Annotated in this window: 25 protein-coding genes; 17 read left to right on the top strand and 8 right to left on the bottom strand. The window is 59.9% G+C overall.

Translation table 11 applies throughout. The features are described from left to right. Positions 1-25: 25 nt before the first annotated feature. From IPP95_15840 to IPP95_15865, 6 genes are all read right to left on the bottom strand, one after another. Positions 26-550, bottom strand: a complete 525-nt coding sequence (locus tag IPP95_15840; protein ID QQS72613.1) for a GNAT family N-acetyltransferase — start codon at positions 548-550, stop codon at positions 26-28. A 97-nt stretch (positions 551-647) separates the two neighbouring features. After that, positions 648-1,199: a GNAT family N-acetyltransferase gene (locus IPP95_15845; GenBank protein ID QQS72614.1), complete on the bottom strand. Its 552-nt coding sequence runs from the start codon at positions 1,197-1,199 to the stop codon at positions 648-650. Positions 1,200-1,259: 60 nt separating this feature from the next. Further along, positions 1,260-1,631 carry a DUF2442 domain-containing protein gene (locus IPP95_15850; GenBank protein ID QQS72615.1) on the bottom strand — a complete coding sequence of 124 codons (372 nt, stop codon included), beginning with the start codon at positions 1,629-1,631 and terminating at the stop codon, positions 1,260-1,262. Further along, positions 1,594-1,836, bottom strand: coding sequence for a DUF4160 domain-containing protein (locus IPP95_15855; protein ID QQS72616.1), 243 nt, complete (start codon positions 1,834-1,836; stop codon positions 1,594-1,596). Before IPP95_15855 ends, IPP95_15850 begins: the two co-directional genes overlap by 38 nt. Positions 1,837-1,841: 5 nt before the next feature. Beyond that, positions 1,842-4,247 (bottom strand): transketolase, encoded by a 2,406-nt coding sequence (locus IPP95_15860; protein ID QQS72617.1) that lies wholly within the window; start codon positions 4,245-4,247, stop codon positions 1,842-1,844. Positions 4,248-4,434: 187 nt separating this feature from the next. Next, the gene (locus tag IPP95_15865; protein QQS72618.1) at positions 4,435-4,791 is read right to left on the bottom strand and encodes a T9SS type A sorting domain-containing protein; all 357 of its coding nucleotides are present in this window, start codon (positions 4,789-4,791) and stop codon (positions 4,435-4,437) included. Between the two features lie 80 nt (positions 4,792-4,871). Here IPP95_15865 and IPP95_15870 point away from each other — a divergent pair, with 80 nt between their 5' ends. Beyond that, entirely contained in the window at positions 4,872-5,357 is a 486-nt protein-coding gene (locus tag IPP95_15870) for a cytochrome c (GenBank protein ID QQS72619.1), read from the top strand. A gap of 102 nt (positions 5,358-5,459) precedes the next feature. On the opposite strand, the gene IPP95_15875 is transcribed toward IPP95_15870, so the two are convergent. Then, complete coding sequence (locus IPP95_15875; protein ID QQS72620.1) at positions 5,460-6,704, bottom strand: hypothetical protein; 1,245 nt, start codon at positions 6,702-6,704, stop codon at positions 5,460-5,462. A gap of 197 nt (positions 6,705-6,901) precedes the next feature. On the opposite strand from IPP95_15875, the gene IPP95_15880 reads away from it, so the two are divergent. From IPP95_15880 to IPP95_15945, 14 genes are all read left to right on the top strand, one after another. Continuing rightward, positions 6,902-7,324, top strand: coding sequence for a cytochrome c (locus IPP95_15880; protein QQS74295.1), 423 nt, complete (start codon positions 6,902-6,904; stop codon positions 7,322-7,324). A gap of 32 nt (positions 7,325-7,356) precedes the next feature. After that, the gene (gene nosZ / locus IPP95_15885; GenBank protein ID QQS72621.1) at positions 7,357-9,345 is read left to right on the top strand and encodes a Sec-dependent nitrous-oxide reductase; all 1,989 of its coding nucleotides are present in this window, start codon (positions 7,357-7,359) and stop codon (positions 9,343-9,345) included. 283 nt (positions 9,346-9,628) lie between these two features. Next, positions 9,629-10,213, top strand: coding sequence for a hypothetical protein (locus tag IPP95_15890; GenBank protein ID QQS74296.1), 585 nt, complete (start codon positions 9,629-9,631; stop codon positions 10,211-10,213). Between the two features lie 13 nt (positions 10,214-10,226). Then, complete coding sequence (locus tag IPP95_15895; protein ID QQS72622.1) at positions 10,227-10,673, top strand: nitrous oxide reductase accessory protein NosL; 447 nt, start codon at positions 10,227-10,229, stop codon at positions 10,671-10,673. 62 nt (positions 10,674-10,735) lie between these two features. Next, complete coding sequence (nosD, locus tag IPP95_15900) at positions 10,736-11,938, top strand: nitrous oxide reductase family maturation protein NosD (protein QQS72623.1); 1,203 nt, start codon at positions 10,736-10,738, stop codon at positions 11,936-11,938. Then, positions 11,919-12,656 carry an ABC transporter ATP-binding protein gene (locus IPP95_15905; protein QQS72624.1) on the top strand — a complete coding sequence of 246 codons (738 nt, stop codon included), beginning with the start codon at positions 11,919-11,921 and terminating at the stop codon, positions 12,654-12,656. Before nosD ends, IPP95_15905 begins: the two co-directional genes overlap by 20 nt. After that, complete coding sequence (locus IPP95_15910) at positions 12,640-13,407, top strand: ABC transporter permease (GenBank protein ID QQS72625.1); 768 nt, start codon at positions 12,640-12,642, stop codon at positions 13,405-13,407. The genes IPP95_15905 and IPP95_15910 overlap by 17 nt, the downstream gene beginning before the upstream one ends. Positions 13,408-13,609: 202 nt before the next feature. Continuing rightward, the gene (locus IPP95_15915) at positions 13,610-14,185 is read left to right on the top strand and encodes a fasciclin domain-containing protein (GenBank protein ID QQS72626.1); all 576 of its coding nucleotides are present in this window, start codon (positions 13,610-13,612) and stop codon (positions 14,183-14,185) included. Between the two features lie 583 nt (positions 14,186-14,768). Next, entirely contained in the window at positions 14,769-15,101 is a 333-nt protein-coding gene (locus tag IPP95_15920) for an Hsp20/alpha crystallin family protein (GenBank protein QQS74297.1), read from the top strand. Positions 15,102-15,276: 175 nt separating this feature from the next. Further along, the gene (locus IPP95_15925; protein ID QQS72627.1) at positions 15,277-15,693 is read left to right on the top strand and encodes a hypothetical protein; all 417 of its coding nucleotides are present in this window, start codon (positions 15,277-15,279) and stop codon (positions 15,691-15,693) included. Between the two features lie 8 nt (positions 15,694-15,701). Further along, positions 15,702-16,007: a hypothetical protein gene (locus IPP95_15930; GenBank protein ID QQS72628.1), complete on the top strand. Its 306-nt coding sequence runs from the start codon at positions 15,702-15,704 to the stop codon at positions 16,005-16,007. Between the two features lie 324 nt (positions 16,008-16,331). Then, positions 16,332-18,872 (top strand): adenosylcobalamin-dependent ribonucleoside-diphosphate reductase, encoded by a 2,541-nt coding sequence (locus tag IPP95_15935; GenBank protein QQS74298.1) that lies wholly within the window; start codon positions 16,332-16,334, stop codon positions 18,870-18,872. A gap of 163 nt (positions 18,873-19,035) precedes the next feature. After that, positions 19,036-19,272, top strand: coding sequence for a thioredoxin family protein (locus IPP95_15940; GenBank protein ID QQS72629.1), 237 nt, complete (start codon positions 19,036-19,038; stop codon positions 19,270-19,272). Between the two features lie 109 nt (positions 19,273-19,381). Continuing rightward, entirely contained in the window at positions 19,382-19,954 is a 573-nt protein-coding gene (locus IPP95_15945) for a MarR family transcriptional regulator (protein ID QQS72630.1), read from the top strand. A gap of 5 nt (positions 19,955-19,959) precedes the next feature. Here the strand turns inward: IPP95_15945 and IPP95_15950 are convergent, their stop codons facing one another. Beyond that, positions 19,960-20,709, bottom strand: a complete 750-nt coding sequence (locus tag IPP95_15950) for an NRDE family protein (GenBank protein QQS72631.1) — start codon at positions 20,707-20,709, stop codon at positions 19,960-19,962. A gap of 147 nt (positions 20,710-20,856) precedes the next feature. Between IPP95_15950 and nadA the strand changes: the two genes are divergently transcribed. Together nadA and nadB are read left to right on the top strand one after the other, a co-directional pair. Beyond that, positions 20,857-21,789 (top strand): quinolinate synthase NadA, encoded by a 933-nt coding sequence (gene nadA / locus IPP95_15955; GenBank protein ID QQS74299.1) that lies wholly within the window; start codon positions 20,857-20,859, stop codon positions 21,787-21,789. Next, positions 21,786-23,393 (top strand): L-aspartate oxidase, encoded by a 1,608-nt coding sequence (nadB, locus tag IPP95_15960; GenBank protein ID QQS72632.1) that lies wholly within the window; start codon positions 21,786-21,788, stop codon positions 23,391-23,393. The genes nadA and nadB overlap by 4 nt, the downstream gene beginning before the upstream one ends. Positions 23,394-23,568: the final 175 nt, after the last annotated feature.

Consider the following 23,568-nt stretch of genomic DNA (forward strand, 5'->3'; position numbering starts at 1 on the left):
GATGGCCGCGAGTACCAGCTTCCGGCTACAGTCCCACCCGGAATACCATCGCCGGCACGCCGCGATGCACGGTATCCTTCTCGTAGTGCATGCCGTTCCGCTTGGCCACCGCCTGGCTCTTCGTGTTGTCGTGGTCGATGAGCGAGATCACTGAAGGTGCCAGCGTATGTTCTTGTGCGAACACCTTGCAGGCCATCGACGCTTCCGTGGCATAGCCATGGCCCCAGGCCGAAGGCAGCACGTGATAGCCGATCTCCAGTTCCGCGATGCCGTCCACTTCCTGCGTCAAGAGGCCGATCATGCCTACGGGCGTATTGCTGGTGCGTTCGCTCACCACGTTCAGGCAGGAGCCGTCGCGGGCGATCCGGTCCAACGAACGCTGGATGAACAACGTACAGTCGGCCTCACTTCCTATGGTGAACGGCATGAAGCGGATAGCCTCGGCGCTGTTCAAGTATTCCATCCACCAGCTATGATCGACTAGCGATGGGCGGCGGAAAATGAGGCGCTCGGTGATGAGGCCTTCGAGGGATGGGATGGGAAGAAGCATTGCACAAAGGTGTTGACGAGGATCGCTTCAGTGGTGACAGGCCGGAGGCCTTAAGATCTCACGCACTCGCGAAAAACGCGAGCGCAAGCATGGGTGGTCACTTCGGAGCCAACCGGCCGAACACCACCGAATCAGAGAATGCGCCTTCCCAGAAGATGTTCTCCTTGAAGTAGGCCTCGCGTGTAAAGCCGTTCTTCTCCAACACGCGCATCGAAGCAACGTTTCCCGCTTGGGTCCAAGCCTCCAAGCTGTGCAGGCCGAGAACGCCGAAGGCATGGTCCGCCACGGTAGCGATGGCCTCGCTCATCAGACCTTGGCCCCAGTGATCGCGGGCGAGCATATAGCCTATCTCGCCGCGATGGTGCTCCGGGTCAATGCGCCACGGACCGATCACGCCGATGCAGGCATCGTTCTCTTTCAACGTAATGGCCCACTGTGCGCAGGTGTTGGCGCGCTGGCCGTCCTGAACGCGTGTGACGAAAGCCTTCGCATCATCGATGGTAACGGCCCGTGGCCGATGGACGAAGCGCATCACCTCGGGGTCGCTGCGCATCGCGAAGAACTCGGGCGCATCGCTCATGCGGACCTCGCGAAGTACAAGTCGCGCGGTGGTGAGGGTGGGAAGGGGAGTGAGGTCGAGGGCGAGCATGAACAGACTTCGCAAAGGTGGGACTGCTTCGTAGTCAGATCACAGATCCGCGCCAGCCGCTCATCGCGCCGTGATCTTCTTCTTCCGAGGCTTAGCGGAAAGCCGACGCAATGCTTCCTGTTGCGCTGCATCGCGAATGAAACCACGAAGTGAAAGGTCTTCATCCACTGCTTCCCAATGGATGCCGATGCCGCCGCCGATCAAGCGCCATTTCTTCAACTGCGTATCGGTCGCCTTCTTCAATCGCTCAAAATCCGAGATGTGCGCTTGGAGCACATCACCGCTGTTGAGCACTAGCACGAGTAGATCAAGTTCCTTATAGGGATGCACGTCTTCAATGCGCAGTCCTTCCCGCAAGATCATCGCTTCGATCGGGTCGATCCCGATGCCTTGCTTAACCGAAGTGGCGTTCCCACGCTTGGAGGAGCTCATGCTGATGCTTTTTGACAAGACGTTCGATCTTCCGTTCCTCACCGGCCTTGTAGCCGTTCGAATATACCATGCGTGGCTCAGGTGTCAGCCACCACTTTGCCGTTCCGTTGCCTTTCTCCACGTGGATGTGCGGCGGTTCCCCATTCTCCTTGCTGAAGAAGAAGAAACGAAAACCGTCAATGTTTCGGATGGCGCGAGGACTCATTGTGATCACGCCATCCTTCCCGGTTCCGCCTCCCGCACCATCTCCACAACCTTCTCCACCACATCCTCCAAGCTCGGCTTGCTGAAGTAATCCCCATCCGTTCCATAGGCGGGACGATGGGCCTTAGCAGTGAGCGTCGTAGGAGCGCAGTCCAACCAGCGGTAGCCGTTCTGCACTTGCAGCACTTGTTGCAGGATGTACGCACTGGCACCACCGGGCACGTCCTCGTCCACCACCAAGAGGCGGCTGGTCTTCTTCAGGCTTTCCACGACGCGGTGCTCGCGGTCGAAGGGGAGGAGGGTGCGCACGTCGATCATCTCCACGCTGATGCCGAGTTCCGCCAAGCGGTCGGCGGCGTGCATGCAGATGTTGAAGGTGCTGCCGTAACTCACCAAGGTCACGTCGCTGCCTTCGCGCACCACTTCGGGGATGCCGATGGGCACGGTGAATTCACCCAGGTTCGCGGGCATCTTCTCCTTGCTGCGGTAGCCGTTGAGGCATTCGATCACCAGCGCGGGATCATCGCTTTGGATGAGCGTATTGTACATGCCGGCGGCCTGCTGCATGTTGCGCGGTACGCAGACCACGATGCCGCGGAGGCTGTTGACGATCATGCCCATGGGGCTGCCGCTGTGCCACACGCCTTCCAGCCGGTGTCCCCGGGTGCGTACGATCAACGGGGCTTTCTGGCCGCCTTTGGTGCGCCATTGCACGGTGGCGAGGTCGTCGCTCATCACTTGCAGGCAGTAGAGCAGGTAGTCCAGGTATTGGATCTCCGCCACGGGGCGCAGGCCGCGCAGCGCCATGCCGATGCCTTGCCCGAGGATGCTGTTCTCGCGGATGCCGACGTCGCTGACGCGCAGTTCGCCGAAGCGGGCCTGCATGCCTTCCATCCCTTGGTTCACGTCGCCGATCTTGCCGGTGTCCTCGCCGAAGGTGAGCAGCAGCGGCTCCTTCTCGAAGAGCGCCGCGAAGTTGTCGCGGATGATGATGCGGCCGTCCACCTCCTCTTCCTCGCCGTATTCCACAGGTACTTCGGGGATGTTCAGGCAGCTCTTCGCGCTTTGGCTGTACAAGTAGCTGCTGTAGCGGTCGGCGTTGGCGGCGTTGGCGTTCCCGATCCACGCACGCAGTTCTTCGGCATCGGTCCCTGCGGTTTCCGCGGCCACCAAGGCGCGGCGCGCGGTGCTCATGATGTCCTTGCGGCCGGGGTCCAGCGCGGTGCGCAGTTCCTCCGCGAGGGCTTCGGCACCGTCCATGCGCAATGCGCCCACCAGTGCGATCACCTCTTTTCCTTCAGCCTGGATCGGCGAGAGGTAGGCCGCCCATGCGGATTTCTGCGCGGCTTTCACCTCGGCCTTGGCCCCGGTCTGGATGGCATCGAGCTCTTCCACCGTGGCGATGGGCATTCCACCGGGCTTGAAGGCAAGGATCCATTCGCGGAAGCGCACATTGCAATCGGCGCTCTTGTACCACTCCAGCAGTTCCTTGCTCTTGTAGCGTTCGTGGCTGCCGCTGGTGCTGTGGCCTTGGGGCTGTGTCACCTCTTCCACATGGATCAGGCAGGGCACATGCTCGTTGCGGCAAAGGGCGATGGCCTGCTCGTAGGTTTTGTTCAGTGCGGCGTAGTCCCAGCCTTTCACCTTGTGAATGCGGATGCCGTTGGTGTTCTCCTGCTTCTCAAAACCTTGGAACAGCTTGCTGATGCTGCCTTTGGTGGTCTGGTGGTCCTTGCTCACGCTGATGCCCCATCCATCGTCCCAAACGTTCATCGCCATGGGCACCTGGAGCACGCCGGCGGCGTTCATGCTTTCCCAGAAGGGGCCTTCGCTGGTGCTGGCGTCGCCGATGGTGCCGAAGGCCACTTCGTTCCCTTTGTCACTGAAGTGCGTGTAGCCGTGGAGGGCCTTGTTCTGGCGGAACATCTTACTGGCCAGTGCAAGGCCGAGCAGGCGCGGCATCTGCCCGCCGGTGGGGGAGATGTCCGGGCTTGAGTTGTATTGCTCGGCGAGGTTCTTCCACTCGCCGTTGGCATCAAGGCTGCGCGTGGCGAAATGGCCGTTCATCTGGCGTCCGGCGCTGGCAGGTTCCGCGTTGACGTCGGCATGTGCGTAGAGCTGCGCGAACCATTGTTGCACGGTCAGCTCGCCGATGGCGAACATGAAGGTCTGGTCGCGGTAATATCCGCTGCGCCAATCGCCGGGGCGGAATTGCTTGGCCATGCACACCTGCGCCAGTTCCTTTCCGTCGCCGAAGATGCCGAACTTGGCTTTCCCTGTGAGCACTTCCTTGCGGCCGAGCAGGCTGACCTCTCGGCTGAGCGAGACAAGTTTGAAGTCGCGGAGGATCTCTTCCCTCAGTTCGTTCAAGGTGATCGATCCTTCCGCTGTGGATGTATCGGTAGTGGGCATGGTGATAAAAATACGTTCGTTGCGAAGGTAGCGCGTGGGCAGGATCATAGCCGGTACGCCCACGCATTTCCGTATGGTGCAGGCATGCCCAAGACGTATAAAGGGCCATGACCTGTGCGGTCCGAGCTCCTTGAATGAGAAAGGGGGGCCGTTGCTGGCCCCCTTTCCGGTGTCGTTGTCAAAATGCTCAGTCTGCCCGCACCAATGGCTTTTGTGCCACATGGTCCGCAGTGGTCACTCGAAGGATATACAGGCTGGCGGGCAGCTCGGCCCCCAGCTCAAGCCGGACCGTATTGCCGCCCTCAAGCATCAGGTCGCGCTGCACGAGGATGCGTCCGTCCACGGAGAGCACTTCCACGCGGGCCTTCCCGGAGATGCCTTTCAAGGCGACGTTCACCGCGTCGCGGAACGGATCGGGGTAGACCTCCAGCAGGTCGTTCGCAGCGGTCAGTTCATCGATGCCGACAGGGCTGGCCTCACCTTTCGTTGCGTTCACGCAGTAGCGGTCCGTATCGGAGTTGGCCTGTTCGAGCACGCCGTTCATCTGTTTCTTTGCCGGGCGGGGAATTTCAGAGAACTTCGCCCCGTGGGAATAACCCCGGAACTTTAGATCCAACATCAGCCATGCACACCTCGTTTTCACTCCGTCGATCCTTCCTGCCGTTGAGCATTGCCTTGCTGGTAGCCGCTTGCAGCAGCGATACGCCCAAAGCGGCGGCCCCGTCCGATACGCCCGGAGCAGCGGCACCAGTGGAGGAAAAAGCACCTGAAGCATCATCCTTTCCGGCAGGCTTCATTACTGCACAGGACATCACCTTGGACAAGGACATTGACCAAGGCATGGTCGCCGAGGCTAAGAAGATCTTCGATGCCAAGTGCCATGTGTGCCACGGCCTTACGGAGGAGAAGGTGGTGGGGCCCGGTTGGAAGGGCGTGATCAACGAGCGCAAGCCCGAGTGGATCATGAACATGATGCTTCACACGCAGTGGATGGTGGAGAATGATCCCGATGCACAGGCATTGGTGGAAGAGACCAAGACCGTGATGCCGGACCAAGAGCTCACGAAGGACCAAGCCCGCGCCATGCTGGAGCTGATCCGCTCCCTCTGAGCACAGCGTTGCCAACATCTTGAAAGGCCGGCCTGAAGGGGTCGGCCTTTCTCGTGCTCTTTCAGGGCCTCCGCTACGGGACGCCGAGGGAGCGATCTGCCGCTAGGCCGCTGAAGGAGCAATTCGCTGCCCCACGCGGACGACCTCCTTCCGGCGTTCGTAGATCGCATGCACCAGCAGCGTGATGATCCCGGTGGGGAGGAACATGGATACGCCGAAGAGGATCCAGTAGTAGCCGGGGATCATGCCCCAGCCCGCCCAGAAGAGAAGGCCTTGGAGAAAGAGAACGCCTTCCGTCAGGATCATGCCCGTGGTAAAGAGGGAGAGGCCGGAGCGAGCCACCCAAGAGGTGCTTACGAACCAGCCGCGCACCAAGGCCATGGCAAAGAGCATCATGCTGATGGCGCCCAGGGTGTTTAGGTGGATGAAACCCATTGTGAAATTGCGCACGGTGAAGGCCATGATGGCCACATGCGGGATGGCCACGGCCGCCTGCATCACCACCTTCAGGCCCATGCCTATGAGCGAGTAGGTGACGCAGCGCCATGCCCACAGCGGCGCCTTGTCATGGAGCATCCTTTGGACCTTGAGAATGGCCTTCATCGTGCGCCAACCGGCCCAGAGCTGCAGCACCACGCCAATGGAGTTGACCGCATATACAGTCCAGTGGTGTTCGCTCCATGCGATGGCCAATGCGAAGGTGAGCACAACGGAGATCAGCCAGAGGCGGATCGTGAAGCGGTCCAGCACATGTCTTGCGCCGTGCGTCTCGGCCCAACGGCTCCACAGCGCCAAGGCACCGAACCAGAACCAGCCGTTGAGCTGGAAGTGCAGGTAGAACTGGATGGACCAGTAGTACAATTCCGTGCCGAACCCGCCGCCGGAGACGATCGGCCCCATGGCCCAGATCCCAATGGTGGAGATGAACATCAAGATCACCGCCATGCGCGTGAGGAGGCGGCTGCCGTTCGCCCGCCAGGTGCGCGTGGCCTTCCATACCTGTACGCTGAGCCAATAACCGGCCAACATATGCAATACGGACACGGTGATGGTGAATGCGCCGTAGCTCTGCACCGGGAAGCCCAAGAGCATGCCCACCACGGCGATCTGGGCCGCGGCAAGCAGGATGTTGCTGCGCCTCGACGGACCATGTTCCGTTTCATCCTGCAACAAGAACACGACCATGGCGATAAAGGCCCAGCCCAGCATGGCCACGTGGGAGTGCGCGTTCAGCAGGGGCTTGAAGCGGATGAAGGGGATCTCCCAGATATAGATGGCCCGTAGCACGCAGCCGATGAGGGCGGCGATGCCGAAGTTGAGCAGGGCGATGTTGAACCAGCGGCGCATGGGGCGCGAAGATCCGCATAAACAGGGAATAGTTGGGCATGATGAAACTCATTCAAGGGCTTGACAAGCATCAGCTCTATCTTCGCCGCGCTAACGACCTTTGAACCCGAAAACACCTCGACCTAATGGTAACTGACAAGAAGCTCACACTGAACACCCTCAAAGCGCTGACCTTGGTCGGTTTGACCACATTCGCGATGGCCTGTGGCGGTGGGGAAAGTACCCCTGCCACCACGACCGTGTCTTCTGCAGCGGCAGAAAATTCTGAAGCCGCAGCAGCGGTTGCGGGTCTCATCACCGCCGATGATGTGAACCTCGGTCCCATTGACCAAGGCATGGTGGCGAAGGGTAAGGAGCTGTATGACCTGAAATGTCAGGCCTGCCACAGCTTGGGCACCAACCGCGTGGTCGGTCCCGGGTGGCAGGGCGTGGCGGACCAGCGCAAGCCGGAGTGGATCATGAACATGATCGTCCACACCGATGCCATGCTGGAGAACGATGCTGAAGCACAGGCCATGCTGGAGGAATGCCTGGTGCGCATGCCGAACCAGAACCTGAGCAAGGATGATGCCCGCAATGTGCTTGAGTTCATGCGTTCCTTGGAAAAAAAACCGGCCTAAGTGCCATCTTTTGAACAACCAACCAACCTGAAATGAGAAGGACCTCGTTGATCACCTCGATACCCTTGGTATTGGCCGCCGCGATCGCCCTGCCACTGGCCCAAGGCTGTAAACCGGCGAACACCAAGAGCGCCGTGACCGGCGATGCCGCATCGAAAGTTTTCGTACCACCGGGACAGTACGATGAATTCTACAACTTCGTCAGCGGGGGCTTCAGCGGGCAGATGTCCGTTTACGGCCTTCCCTCGGGCCGGTTGTTCCGTGTGATCCCCGTTTTCTCGGTCGATCCCCAGACGGGCTGGGGTTACAGCGAGGAGACCAAGCCCATGCTGATGACCACGCACGGTTTCATCCCATGGGACGACAGCCACCACGTAGAGTCGTCCATGAGCGACGGCGTGCAGAACGGTAAGTTCATGTTCATCAACGGCAACAACACGCCGCGTATCGCGATGGTCGACCTGAGGACCTTCAGGACCTCCAGCATCATCGAGATCCCCAACAGCGCAGGCAACCACAGCTCGCCGTTCAGCACACCGAACAGCGAATACATCGTGGCCGGAACCCGCTTCAGTATTCCCATGGGAACCGATGAGCAGCGCGACGTTCCCATCGAAACGTACAAGGAGAACTTCAAGAGCACGGTCTCTTTCATCAAGCCTGACACTTCCAACGGCAGCATGGAGATCGCCTTCCAGATCAAGACCCCCGCGATCGACTTCGACCTGAGCCACTCCGGTAAGGGCCCCAGCGACGGCTGGTTCTTCTTCAGCTGCTACAACACCGAGAAGGCCCACGAGCTTTTGGAGGTGAACGCCAGCCAGAACGACAAGGACTTCATCATGGCCGTGAACTGGAAGAAAGCCGAGCAATACGTGAAGGAGGGCAAAGGCAAGAAGGTGCCCGGCAAGTATTACAACAACCACTACGACGAGAGCACCCACATGGGGACCTCGAAGATCGGCACCGAAGTGCTGCAACTGGACCCGAAAGAGCTCACGGACCTGATCTACTTCATGCCCTGCCCCAAGAGCCCGCACGGTTGCGATGTGGACCCCACCGGCGAATTCATCGTGGGCAGTGGCAAGCTCGCCGCAACGCTCCCGGTATTCTCCTTCGCGAAGATGCAGAAAGCCATCGCCGACAAGGACTACGAGGGTGAGTACGACGGCGTGCCCGTGCTGAAGTATGAAAGCGTGCTGCAGGGCGAAGTGAAGAAGCCCGGTCTGGGCCCCTTGCACACGGAGTTCGACGACAAGGGCTTCGCCTACAGCTCCATGTTCGTGAGCAGCGAGATCGTAAAGTGGAACGTGAAGACCTTGGAAGTGGTGGACCGCGTGCCCACGTACTACTCCATCGGCCACCTTTGCGTCCCGGGCGGCGACAGCAAAAAGCCTTGGGGCAAATACGTGATCGCCTACAACAAGATCACCAAGGACCGCTACCTGCCCACCGGCCCCGAACTCGCGCAATCCGCCCAGTTATACAGCATCGACGGACCCAAGATGGAACTGCTGTTGGACTACCCCTCCATCGGTGAGCCGCACTACGCACAGGCCATCCCGGCCGACCTGGTGAGGCCCAACTCCCTGAAGTTCTTCAAGATCGAGGAGAACAAGCACCCGTACGTGACCAAGGGTGAAAAGGAAGCCCGCGTGGTGCGCGACGGCAACAAGGTGCACGTGTACATGACCTGCATCCGATCGCACTTCGCACCGGACAACATCGAAGGGGTGAAGATGGGAGACGAGGTGTACTTCCACGTCACCAACCTGGAGCAGGACTGGGACGTACCGCACGGCTTCGCGGTGAAGGGCGCACAGACGGCCGAGTTGTTGATCATGCCGGGTGAGACGCAGACCTTGAAGTGGACACCCACGAGCGTTGGCGTGCAACCCTTCTACTGCACGGACTTCTGCAGTGCGCTCCACCAGGAGATGCAAGGTTACATCCGGATCTCCCCAGCAGGAAGCACCGTACCGTTGAGCGCCAACACCAAGAGCGTGGACGCGGGCCTTTGAGCCGGGACAAGAATGAACGCAATGCGCCCGGCCCCGCGATCCAAAGGATGCGGAAGGCCGGGCGCGCTGTTTCGATGCGGCCTGAACAGACGAAAATGTCTTTCCCGCAAAGACACCTTGGGCCGTAAACCGCTGTAGCGATATCACCAGTTCACGAACCGCCAGCCGGGGATCACCATCCCAAGCGCATTCAGGACAAGAGGGCAATAACCTGCCCGCCCACACATTTCAAGGATCTCATCCCCAACCACCACCCATCATGTCCCACAGCCCCAGCCACCCGATCCAGAACATGCGCCCGTTTTCCCGCATCCTGATCGCCCTCGCCGCCATCGCCATGACCTTGTTGCTGACGCAGCCTATCTGGGTCATCTACTTGATGGCACCGCAGTACCCCGAAGGGCTGCAACTCCAGATCTTTCACGACAGCTTCGTCGGCAACGTGGACCAGATCAACGGCCTTAACCACTACATCGGCATGGCCACCATCCATAACGAGATGTTCCCCGAATTCGAGGTGATGCGCTACTTCATCGGCGGGCTGGTGATCTGGGGGCTGCTCGCGGCGCTGATCGGCAGGCGCTGGTCCTTGGGGAGCTGGCTCTTCGGCCTGTTGGCCTATGTGATCTGGGCCATGTGGGACATGTACTCCTGGGGCTGGAACTACGGCCACAACCTCGACCCGCATGCGGCCATCAAGATCGAAGGGATGGTGTACCAACCGCCACTTTTCGGCCATAAGACATTGCTGAACTTCGATGCCTGGTCCTATCCCGATGTGGGCGGCTGGGTGCTGTTCGGATCAATTACCTTGGCGGTACTTGTCTTCCTCTATGAGTGGAGATCCCCACGTAAGCCGGCCGCCTGAAACTCGTGAACCCATGAAGAATTTTCTGATCAGTGCGTCTTTGGTGATCATGGCGTCCGGCTGTAGCGTCGGCCAGCCCAAGATCAACTACGGGCACGATGAATGCGCCCATTGCCGGATGAACGTGATGGATGCCAAGTTCGGTGCCGCGCTCATGACCGTGAAAGGCCGCAGCTACGTATTCGACGCACCGGAATGCATGGTCCCCTTCGTGAGCCATACTGGTCATTTGGTGGAGCAGGAAGTGGAAGGGTGGTACGTCTCGGACTTTGCCCATCCGGGAATGTTGATCGATGCGACCAAAGCATTCTACCTGCATGCCCCGAAACTCAACAGCCCCATGCGGGGGAACGTTGCCGCCTTCAGCAGTGATGCCGACCGAAAAGCTGCAGAGGCCTTTTTCCCGGGTGATGAAATGGATTGGCCAGGAGTGAAAGACCTGTTCAAGAAAGACGAATGACCTGCTGGATCCCGGGCCGCTTTTCGGCATTGCTTGCTGTGCTTGCGACATCAGCTTCGTTGATGGCCGCGGTCTGGACGGTAGGCTCAGGAAATACCCGTGCAAAGCTGGCCCCGGTCTTAGCCGCCGCCGCGCCGCACGATACCGTTCGGGTAATGCAAGGCACTTACGCGGAAGGCACGCTGACCATAGACAAGCCGCTCACGCTCATTGGCATCGGACGTCCCGTTATTGACGGCACTGGCGGCGATGGCAATGTGCTCACGATCACCGCACCGGATGTCACCGTGCAGGGTTTCTTGATCACGGGCACCAAGGTGAGCAACATGAACGATAACGCCGGCATCGAGGTGGAACGGGCCGACAACGTGAAACTGCTCGACAACGTGATGGAGCACTGCTTTTTCGCTTTCCACTTTGCGAATGCACGCAACCCGACCGTCATAGGGAACACCATCAACGGTGACCCGGAACTATCCGAGACCAGCAGGGCCAATGGCATTCATCTGTGGCATTGCTCGGGCGCCATGGTGGAGGATAATGTGATACGGAACCACCGCGACGGCATCTACTTCGAGTTCGTCACCGACAGCCACGTGCGCCGCAACAAGAGCCTGCACAACTCGCGCTACGGGCTGCACTTCATGTTCAGCCACCGCGACACCTATTCGGACAACCTCTTTCAGGACAACGGGGCCGGCGTGGCGGTGATGTTCAGCAAGAACGTTGATATGGTCCGGAACCGCTTCATCCGCAACCGCGGCGCCAGTTCCTATGGCATCTTGCTGAAGGAGATAAACGACGTGAAGATCGACAGCAACATCTTCATCGACAACACCACCGCACTGTTGGTGGACGGCTGCAACCGGGGCGACATCCGCGGGAACATTTTCCAAGGCAACGGTTGGGCGCTTCGGCTCTTTGCCAATGCCACCGATTGCCACTTCACCGCGAACACCTTCACAGGGAACACCTTCGACATGAGCACCAACGGGAACCCGGTGTACAACAGCTTCAGCGGCAACTACTGGGACCGCTACCAAGGCTATGACCTGGACCACGACGGCACCGGTGACGTGCCCTTCCGGCCGTTGAGCCTCTTCGCCATGGTGAACGAGCGGATGCCTTATGCCGTGGTACTTTCACGCAGCTTGCTCACCCAATTGCTCGACCAGGCGGAGCGTTTGGTGCCCTCGATGACGCCGGAAGGCCTGGAAGACGATAAACCCTTGATGAAAACTCCGCATGGCCCGCGTAACCTTTGAGAACGTCGGCAAGAAGTACGGCAAGCTTTGGGCGTTGCGCGAATTCAATGCGCGCTTCGAGCCCGGCGAGACCGTATCGGTGATCGGCCCCAACGGATCGGGGAAGACCACCATGATAAAATGCTTGCTGGGCCTGGTGCAGGCCACGACCGGCACCATCATCGTGAACGGCGAGCGCGTCGGACCCGATCCGGAATATCGGCACAACGTGGGGCACATGCCGCAGATCTCACGCTTCCCCAACGAGTTGAAGATCGGTCAGCTGATCGATCTGATGGACGACATCCGCGGCAGCAACAAAGGCCGCAGCGAGGGCCCGCTGGTGAAAGCGTTGGGCGTGGATGCCATGATGGACAAACGCCTCGGTACGCTCTCCGGCGGCCAACGGCAGAAGGTGAGCGCCGTGCTGGCCTTCCGCTATTCACCCAGCGTGCTGGTGCTGGACGAGCCTACTGCCGGCCTTGACCCCCTGAGCTCTGAGATCGTGCTGAAAGCGGTGCGTGATATCAAACGTGAAGGTTGCACGGTGCTCATCACCAGCCACCTCATGGAGGAAGTGGAAGCCCTTGCCGACCGGGTGGCCTACTTGCAGGACGGCACGTTGCGTTTCCTGCTCCCACCGGAGGACCTGCTCGCAGTTACAGGGGAAAAGCGGCTGTCCAAGGCAATTCCCGCGATGCTCACCGCCAAGACCGAGGCCCATGTGGAAAGTCTATAAGTACACCCTGATCGATCTGGCGCGCAACAAGTTCGTGCTGGGCTGGACGCTGCTGTTGTTGGCCATCAGCCTAGGCTTGTTCCAGTTGGAAGACCAACCGGTAAAGTCCATGCTCAGTCTCTCGCAAGTGCTGTTGGCATTGGTGCCCTTGGTGGCTTCGGTGTTCACCATCGTCTACCTCTATGATGCGATGGAGTTCACGGAGCTGTTGGCTGTGCAACCCTTGCGTCGATCTAAGATCTTGGGTGGCCAGATGGGGGCCTTGGGCACGGCCTTGGTGCTGGGTGCCTTGGTGGGCGCGGGCATCCCGTTGATGCTTTTTCTGCCGGGCGGTGCATCGCTCACGCTCCTGCTCGCGTGCGTGATGCTCACGTTGGTTTTCGTAGCGATCGGCTCGCTCATCGCGATCAAGAACCGTGAGAAGGCGCGTGGTGTCGGTCTTGGCCTGGTGGTCTGGTTCCTCTTCGTGCTGGTGTACGACGCTGTGCTGTTGTGGGTGATGTTCGCCTTCAGTGATTACCCGATCGAACCGTGGATCGTGCCCTTGGCCGCACTGGATCCGATCGACCTCGGCCGCATCATGGTGCTGCTGAAGGTGGACCTGGCCGCCATGATGGGGTACAGTGGCGCGGTGTACGAGAAGTTCTTCGGGAACGTCCGCGGGATCCTGGTGGCGCTTGCTGCGCTCATAGCCTGGGTGGCGCTGCCGTCATCGTTCGCGTTCAGGGCCTTTCGGAGGAAGGACCTTTGAGGTATTGGCCGCGGACCTGCCTGCCGGCAGGCAGGGGCGCAGAGGCGTGGAGAATACAAAGTGAGCTTGAGGCTTGTGGCTGAGTGCTTCAAGCCACAAGCCTCAAGCTTTAATCTTGACAAGGATCAGTTGAAGTCCTGTCATCGGTCAAGTTGAGGTACTTTGGTCGGCGAGACTTTTGAACCACATAAAAAGCCACCCGATGAAACGCCTCACCATGAAACTGAAGTATTTTACACCGTTCGCCTTGGTCGCACTTCTTTCCGCATGCGGAGGAAGCACGGATACCGCACCGGCAGACCAAGCCGGGAGTGACCCGGCCGTAATGACCGATGGAGGCCAATCCACCGTGGTGGATGATGAATCCGAGAAGAACGTGGTGCAGGTGGCCATTGCTTCCCCGGACCATACCACATTGGTGGCCGCGGTCAAGGCAGCCGACCTGGTGAATGCGCTGAGCAACGCGGGCCCCTTCACCGTCTTCGCCCCGACCAATGAGGCCTTCGCGGCATTGCCCGCCGGCACGGTGGACGGCCTGTTGAAGCCTGACCAGAAGGACGCGCTGGCTGACATCCTTCAGTACCACGTGGCCCTCGGCGTCTTCAAGCCGGAGAATATCCGCGACGGACAAAAGCAAGGCATGGTGAACGGTGGCGACGTCGTTTTCCATGTAAAGGACGGGCAAGTGATGATCAATGACGCCAAGATCATCGGCACTGTGCCCGCCTCAAATGGATTGGTCTGCGTGATCGACAAAGTGCTGCTTCCCGGGAAGTGATCGGTCTGCCATCGCCCTTATCCTGGGGCATGGTGAAAGTCGGTAGAGGCGTCCGCGAGGGCGCCTTTGCTGTTTTAGAGTGACCGGTTGGTGGTGAATTGTTAGTGGTGACCGGTGAGTGGTGATCGGTGATCGGAAGTGCGTCGGCGCATTGCGGTGCTTCAAGATCCGATGCCGGCTTCGGAGCGCAGCTTCCGCTCCGTGAACTTCCGCCCAAAGGCGGGGATACGGAATTGAACGAAGCAAGAACCGAAGTCCGATCGGAGCTGTGGAATTGGCATTGAAGAAAACCCGACTGTCAATTTTTCATCGGCACTGAAAATTCGGCATCGTCAATCCTTGTGGATCCGTGAAAAAAGTTCAACGCCAAATACAGATCGTCAGTGTCCACTCCTTTGGCAAGGGGCTTGAAGTCTCCTGTGCGAACCTCGGCCATGGTGGTCGGGGAAAACCGAAAACACAAACCAAAATGACACTCGTGAAATATAAGCAGCAGCCGGTGACGACAGCTTCGCCGGTGGACAGGTTGGCCAGTGAGATCTTTGGCCAGAACATCAGCCGCCTTTTCGGTAGCGATGGCCTGATGGACCATTCACCCCGCGTGAACATCGTGGAAAGCAACGATGACTACCGCGTGGAAATGCAAGCACCCGGCTTCGACAAGAAGGACCTGAAGGTGGAGATGTTGAATGACACGCTCACCATCCGCGGGGAGCACACGGAAGAGGAACAGGGCGAGGACAAGCGCTGGACCCGCCGCGAGTTCGCGCGCTCCGCCTTCGAGCGCAGCTTCGTGCTGCCGCAAAGCGTGCAGGCCGACGCGATCAAAGCGGAATACGTGAACGGCGTTTTGCAGCTCACCATCCCCAAGAGCGAAGAGGCCAAACCCAAGATGCGGACCATCAGCATCAAATAGGCAAGTGGCGGGCCTTTCCGCACTGGAATACCGGGAGCCGGGGGCATTCGCACACGATGTGGATGCCCCCGCTCTGCTACAGGAACAATTAGAACGGCATTGAGCAATGAAAACCAACAGCACCGTCAAGAGCATGGTCGCGTGTGCGGCCATCTTGCTCCAACTTTCCGCCTGCATGGGTCAAGAAGGAAAGAAAAAGCCTATGGCCACCAGCACTCCGCCGGTCCTTTCCGCGGACACCCCGCAGGTGGACGTGAAGGTGAACAAGCAGTACGATGAGAACGGCAATTTGATCGCCTTCGATTCCACCTACACCACGATCTATCCGGGCAGGGCAGACAACCCCGCTTTCCTGGACAGCGTGTTCAAGGACTTCAAAGGCAGGTCCGGGAATTGGTACCCGTTCCTGAACGATCCGGGATTTAATGACCTGTTCATGAACGACAGCATCATGCAGCCCGATTTCTTTCACGACGATTTTTTCCGCAAGCGGTTCGACCTGAACCGGCGCTACATGGAACAGATGATGGCCCGGATGGATTCCGTGAAGAATGCTTTCCTGCAACAGGAAGCGGAGCGGAAAACGCAATGACCCATTCCATGGAACGCATAGAGGAAGCCATCGTGAAGGTGTATCTCCTTCAACGGGACCGTTTGCGCGAAGAAGCAAGGACCATGGTGGAACAAGCGCCGGACCCGGATGTTCCGCCAACCCGGGTGGTGCCCATGGATGTGCCAGCGATCGACAAGCTTGTTGGAGGGCAGAAGCCATACTTGTATTTCGACCGTGGCAAAGGACGCTTCACCCATATCGTGCATGCCTTCGCCGTTGTGGTCGGCGCGACGGGCGCGGGCAGCGTTTTCCCCGTTCAACGGGTGATCACCATTCCGGAAACTGCCGGTTAGCAGCACGAAAGCCGGTAGAGGCGTCCGCGAGGGCGCCTTTGCTGTTGGGGATGGAACGCTGATACATGCCTACGGTAGCCAGCGTTGTTGCACGAGCGGATCGTCGCGGACGGATGAATGTCCATGCGTTCCGGAATTGATCCGCGCCGACCATGAAGATCAGCGTTATCAACAGTGCGATCGTTGATCACTTTGATCGTTCATAACGCTGTGGATGATCGAGATCGAAAATGACCTCTATCAGCGACTTGATCTTGCAGTTTTGAGACCCGCAAAAATCCGATCCCAATGCCGCAAGCCATACTCTTCGAAGAAGCAACCTCCATGACCACCGCCGCACGACCCAAGCCCAGTACCAGTTATTCAAAGGAGGAGGTCCTGGCTGCCGCTCTCGAGTATTTCCACAACGATGAGCTTGCCGCCACTACTTGGATGAACAAGTATGCCCTGCGCAATACCAAGGGTGAACTGATCGAACTCACGCCGGCCGATACGCATGCCCGGATGGCCCGCGAGTTCGCGCGCATCGAGCGTTCCTATAAACCACTGCCGGCCGAGAAGCAGGCCCTGCTTTCCACCTATGGCCAAAAGCGCAAGCCCTTGGATGAGAAGCGCATCTTCGATCTCTTCGACGGCTTCCGGGACATCGTTCCGCAGGGCAGCGTGATGGCCTCCCTCGGCGACAGTACGCGCCTGGCCTCGCTTTCCAACTGCGTGGTGATCCCCGCGCCCGTGGACAGCTACGGGGGCATCTTCCGTAACGACCAACAACTGGCACAGCTCTTCAAGCGCCGCTGCGGGGTGGGCTTCGACCTCAGCACGCTCCGCCCCGAGGGCGCGGAAGTGAGCAATGCCGCACGCACCAGCACCGGCGCGGTATCGTTCATGGAACGCTTCAGCAACACCACGCGTGAGGTAGCGCAGAAGGGCAGGAGGGGAGCGTTGATGCTCACCATGGACATCGCGCATCCCGACGTGGAGCAGTTCATCACGATCAAGCAGGACCTGATGAAAGTGACCGGCGCGAACATCAGCGTCCGTGTGAGCGATGAGTTCCTGCAAGCCGTGGAGGATGATGCCGAATACACGCACCGCTGGCCCATCGACAGCAAGACGCCGACAGTTACGAAGAAGGTACAGGCCCGCGAACTGTGGGACACGTTGATCACCTGTGCGCACAAGAGCGCCGAGCCCGGCATCATCTTCTGGGACCGCCAGCACAAGTACTCCACTTCATCCGTCTATCCCGGCTTCAAGAATGAAAGCACCAATCCCTGCGGCGAGATCGCAATGCAGGGCGGGGACAGCTGCCGCTTGATCGCGATCAACCTCTATTCCTTCGTCACCGATGCCTTCACACCGAAGGCGCGCTTCGACCACAAACGCTTGGCGAAAGTGACCTACGAGGCACAGCGCCTGATGGACGATCTCGTGGACCTCGAATTGGAGGCCGTTGAACGCATCCTGGTGAAGATCGACAAGGACCCCGAGCCGGACGCCGTGAAGCGCGTGGAGCGCGAGACCTGGCAGTTGCTGGGTGAGACCGGTCGCAAGGGCCGTCGCACCGGACTTGGCTTCACCGGCATGGGCGATGCGCTTGCCGCATTGAACTTGGCCTACGACAGCGAGGCCGCCGTGGAGGCCGCCGAGCATATGCTGCGTACCAAGTGCGAGGCCGAGTTCAACAGCAGCATAGACATGTCCATCGAGCGCGGCAGTTTTGTCGGCTTCGACCCCGCCGTGGAACGCACGTCCGAATTCACCGATATGCTCGCCAAGGAACTGCCCGAGTTGCACGCCCGCATGATGAAGAACGGCCGTCGCAACATCAGCATCAGCACGGTGGCTCCCACGGGCACACTGAGCCTGCTCACCCGCACCAGCAGTGGCATCGAGCCGGTCTACATGCTCGGCTACACGCGCCGCCGCAAGCTTGGTCCGAACGCGCCGAAGGAGAGTGTGGCCTTCACCGATGACATGGGCGACCAGTGGGAGGAATTCACCGTGCACCACCCGCGACTGGTGGATTGGATGAAGGCCACCGGCAAGACCGATGTGAAGGAAAGTCCCTACGCCAACAGCACCGCGAACGACATCAACTGGCACCATCGCGTGCGCTTGCAGGCCGCCGTGCAGAAATACACCACGCACAGCATCAGCAGCACGATCAACCTGCCTGCGGACGTTTCCGCGGAACTGGTGGGCAACATCTACCGCGAAGCCTGGCACATGGGCCTGAAGGGCGTCACCGTGTACCGCGACGGATCGCGCAGCGGCGTGCTGGTCTCCAACGAGAAGAAGGACGCCGCCGCAGTGGCGCACACGAAGCGTCCGGACGTTCTGGAAGCCGATGTGATCCGATTCAACAACGAACTGGAGCAATGGATCGCCGTGGTCGGCCTGCTTGACGGCAAGCCCTACGAGATCTTCACCGGCAAGGCCACGGGCGTGTTCCAATTGCCGAAGTGGGTGGAGAAAGGCTGGGTGATCAAGCGCAAGGACACCAAAGCGAAGAAGAATATTTACGACCTGCAGTACGCCGACAGCGACGACTACCGCGTGACCATCCAGGGCCTCAGCCGCAGTTTCGACAAGGAATACTGGAACTACGCCATCCTCATCAGCGGCATGCTGCGCCAAGGCGTCTCCGTGCCGCACGTGGTGGACACCGTGGTGAACCTGAACCTCTACGACGCCACGCTGAACACCTGGAAGAACGGCATAGCCCGTGCGCTGTCCCGCTACATCGCCGACGGCACCAGCGCCAGCGGCCGTAAGTGCAACGACTGCGGCGACAGCGAAGGCGTGTACTACGAGGAAGGCTGCCTGAAGTGCCGGAGCTGCGGAAGCTCCAAGTGCGGGTAGACGAGGTTCGGAGATCTGATTTCTGATACAGGGTATTGGGTACTTAGTACAGGGTACTGTACGTCGGCAGTACCCTGTACTCGGTACCGTTCCGAACATATCGGTCCTTTAATAGTTAGGAAACCTTACTATATTTGTCCCCGAACTTCAAAACCCCAACACAATGACCAAAGCAATTTTCTACCATGCAGGATGCCCCGTTTGCGTGAATGCCGAAGAGCGCATCACCGAGATCGTGGACCGCAACAAGTACGACGTGGAGATCGTCCACCTCGGTGAGCACAAAGGCCGCATCGCGGAGGCGGAAGCCGCAGGCGTGAAGAGCGTGCCCGCACTGGTGCTGGGGCATGATGTGCTCCACATTAATCACGGCGCCAGCATGGCCGAGGTGAAGGGCTGAAGAGCCTAAGCGATACAGGACGAGAGGGTGTCAGGGTGCGGGAGCGCATTCTTTCACCCTCTCGCAATTTCCGTAGGGAACATTTTTCGCCCACACCTAATTTCGCCCCATGTCCTCCACCCCTGAACTCGACGCGCACTTGGCGCAGGTGCTGGAACGGATCGGTGAAGTGGCGCGTGCCCTTCGTTGGAAGCAGGCGGTGGAAGAAGGGCTGAGCCCCTTGCAGATCCGGATCATGGGTTTTCTGGCCGACCATGCGGACGAAAGCATTGGCGTGGCCCGTCTGGCGGAGGAGCTGCTGGTGAGCAAGCCCACCATCAGCGACAGCGTGAAGCTGCTGGCCGACCGGAAATTCCTGATCCGGAAACCGGACAAGAGCGATGCGCGCAGCCACGCCCTGCAACTCACCGCTGCCGGCAGAAGGCATGTCTCCGCTGGAACTCCGATGGACACAGCCGTTGCGGAGTTGTCACTGGAGCACAAGGAAGCCCTTCTGACGGGGCTGATGGGCGTGCTGGAATCCTTGTTCCGCAAGGAGGCCGTGCATGTGCAACGCATGTGCTTCACCTGCAAATACTACCGAGGTGATCGGAGCGTCGAGCATCGGTGCCTGCTGCTGGAGAAGTCATTACCGGTAGCGGAACTGCGGACCGATTGCGCGGAGCACGAGGTGGTGGAGTAGGGTGGCTATCGCTTTGCGACCTGTGTTTTCACCGAGAACAGTTCCTCTACAAGTCCTTCTCCGGGAAAGCTGAGCTCCTGAAAGATCACCTGCCCCTCGGCATCCACCAGCAACACCGTGCTGCACCGCGTGCCGTAGCCGGGTGTGCGGATGAAGATCGACGAGGCCGCACGCTCCATTTCCAGTGGAAGACCCGTGTCGGGGAGCTTTTCGTCCGGCGCGATGGCATCATCGGTGAGCAAGGTGAAGAGCGCTTCAGGAAGGTCCGCGTCCGGAAGCTCCAGCAACTCCTTCATCCCGTGTTCCGCCTTCACCACCTTGGGCCAGGGCGTGTTGAGGAAATGGTTGCTCAGCCCATGGATGCCGGGTGTCAGTGCTTCATCGGCGCCTTTGATGTTGTTGTGGTACCGCAGGCTGTTCACGCTTCCGTAGATCAGGTTGAAGCCGGCGTAAGCTTTCGTGCTTTTCGGATCGATGCCGTGCTCCAAGGCTTCGCGAACCAGTACGCCGCGTGATGGCCCGGCGGGAAAGTTCATCCGCATCTCCCGGTAATTGGTGATCGCGGCGAACCTGCCGTTGCGCGTGAAGCCCAGCCAAGTGCCGCCTGCGCGTTGGTCGCGTCCAGCGAGGATGTCCGGGGCGTCTTTCCACCAGTGTGCGGGCTCCGTGGGACGGTCCAGGAACTCATCGCGGTTGGCGGCCAGGATAAGCGGAAAGCGCGGGTGGACCTTGTAGGCCAAGGCGATCAGGCACATGCCACAAAGTTACCGTTGGCCGTGCCGGAAGGTGAGTTTCGTCAGGTTGTGGCACGGGAGGACCATGGAACTTTGACCTTTATGATCCCCGGAGCCTTTTCGTCGCAGTCGGCCACCAATGCCAGCGGCCAAGCAGCGGCACGCTCAATGTCCGACCATGAGATTGTGGAGGACATCCATCGCCTGAAGCGTGAGAAGAACGCCATCATCCTTGCGCACTACTACCAGCAGCCCGAGATACAGGAGTTGGCCGATTTTGTCGGTGACAGCCTAGGCTTGGCGCAGGCGGCGGACAAGACCGGTGCGGAGGTGATCCTCTTCGCGGGGGTACATTTCATGGCGGAAACGGCGAAGATCCTCAACCCCGGGCGTACCGTGCTTTTGCCGGACCTCAATGCGGGCTGCTCGCTCGCCGATAGTGCTCCGCCCGAGAAGTTCAGGGCTTTTCTCGATCAGCATCCAGACCATGTGGTGGTGAGCTACATCAATTGCAGCGCCGAGGTGAAAGCGATGAGCGACATCATCTGCACCAGCAGCAACGCAGTGCGCGTGGTGCAGAGCATCCCGGCGGACCGGAAGGTGATCTTCGCTCCGGACAAGCATTTGGGGGCTTATGTGCAACGCATCACCGGACGGGAACTCGTGCTCTGGGACGGCGTGTGCGAGGTACATGTGGACATCAGCTTGGACAAGATGAAATTCCTGTTGGGCAAACACCCCGATGCCAAGTTGGTGGCGCACCCGGAATGCCCGCCGCACATCCTCGCGGAGGCCGATCACATAGGCAGCACCACCTCGCTTCTGGACTTCGTGCAACGCGACCCCGGCAACACCTTCATCGTCGCCACGGAAGGCGGCATCCTGCACAAGATGCGCCAGGCGGTACCGGGCAAAACCTTGATCGCGGCCCCGGCGAACGTGGAGAATTCCTGTGCCTGCAGCGAATGCCCGTACATGAAGATGAACACCTTGGCGAAGGTCCATTCCGCCTTGCTCACCGGTTCGCCGGAGATCATCCTGGAGGAGCGCATACGTGCCGGGGCGGAGGTCGCACTGCGGCGCATGATGGACTTGGGATGAGCAGGCCGCTGAAGGTGATCGTGATCGGGAGCGGCGTCGCGGGGATGGCCTTCGCACATCGCTTGTCGGCCCTGATGGTGATCGATGAGGTGGACATCCGCATGCTCTCCAAGGCGGCGCCTGAAACAAGCAATTCGCATGCGGCACAAGGCGGTGTAGCAGCGGTGACCGACCCCTCGGATTCCTGGGAGCGGCACCGCGACGACACCTTGGAGGTGGGTGCGGGCCGCTGCGATCCGGAAGTGGTGGAACGCGTGGTGAAGGAAGGGGCCGCCTGTATCCAAGAACTACTGGAAGGCGGGGCCCGGTTCGATACCGATGCGGATGGCCGGTTGGATGCGGCTCGTGAAGGTGGTCACAGCGCCGCACGGGTGGTACACCGCGGCGATCGCACCGGTGCTGAACTGGTCCGTGTGTTGCGCGCACAAGTGAAGGGTGACCCGAAGATCACCGTGACGGAGACCTTGATGGCCTTGGACCTGTTGGTGACCGGAGGTTCTGGTGGCCGGCGGTGCCACGGGGTACGCACGATCGATATCCACACCGGTGAGGTCCGTGAACAGTTCGCCGATGTGGTGGTGCTGGCCACGGGCGGTGCCGGCCAAGTGTACCGCCATACCACCAATCCTGCGGGCGCCATCGGCAGCGGCGTGGCCATGGCGGTCCGGGCCGAAGTCCCGCTGCGCGACATGGCCTTTGTGCAGTTCCACCCTACGGCGCTGTATGCGCCTGAGCAGAAAGGGACGTTCCTGATCAGCGAAGCGGTGCGCGGTGCGGGCGCCGTCCTGCTGAAGCCGGACGGGGCGCGATTGATGGAAGGGCTGCACCCGATGGCCGACCTGGCACCGCGCAACGTGGTGGCCCGGGCGATCCATGCCGTGATGCGCGATCAGGGCGCGACCCATGTCCGGTTGGATGCCACACGGATCGGGGAGGCACGGTTCGCCAAGGAGTTCCCCATGATCCTGGACCATTGCCGTTCGATCGGACTGGACCCGTGCAAAGAGCCGATCCCCGTGTTGCCGGCCGCGCACTACCTCTGCGGTGGTATTCGCACCGATGGCCAAGGGCGTACGGAACTTGAAGGTCTCTATGCCCTTGGTGAATGCGCCGGCAGTGGCTTGCATGGCGCCGACCGGCTTGCCAGCAACTCGCTCTTGGAAGCCTTGGTGATCCCTCGGCATGCCGCGGCTTCGATCATGATCTCCGAATGGCAGGCACCCCTTCCGGAGGATAAAGGGACCGGCCGGTATGTTTTCACCGCGCCAACCCCGTTGACGCTTGCCACGCTCGATGAATTACGCGACCGCATGACGGACAGTGTCGGTATTGTCCGCGATGATGCCGGGCTCCGGGCTGCTTTGGATATCTTGGCGGGGTTGAGGTCGCATGCTGATGTCGCATGGTCGCAGGGCGAACGGTCCATGGAACTGTTCGAGCTGCGCGACCTGGTACTGGTGGGCATCGCCATCTGTGAGCAGGCCATGGCGGAGCCGTTCAACGCCGGTACGCATTGGAACCGGGATCGGCAGGGCCGGGCTAACACGGAAAGCGCGGTAGCGGACAAAACCGGTCCGACCGGACACCCCCAAACGTTGAAATAACGGTCGCGACCACTACGAACTAGGGTACGCATTTGGGCAAAGGCCCGAGGAAGCCCTGTTTTCCATCCGGACGCCGGGCATGGTCAGACCTGTCCCCGGCCTATTTTCGCCATGGTGATGGCGACCAGCATCGTCCCTCTCGCCCAAGAGATCCTGAACAGGCTCTAAGGGAATG

The organism is Flavobacteriales bacterium, from assembly GCA_016700415.1.
GTDB lineage: Bacteria > Bacteroidota > Bacteroidia > Flavobacteriales_F > PHOS-HE28 > PHOS-HE28.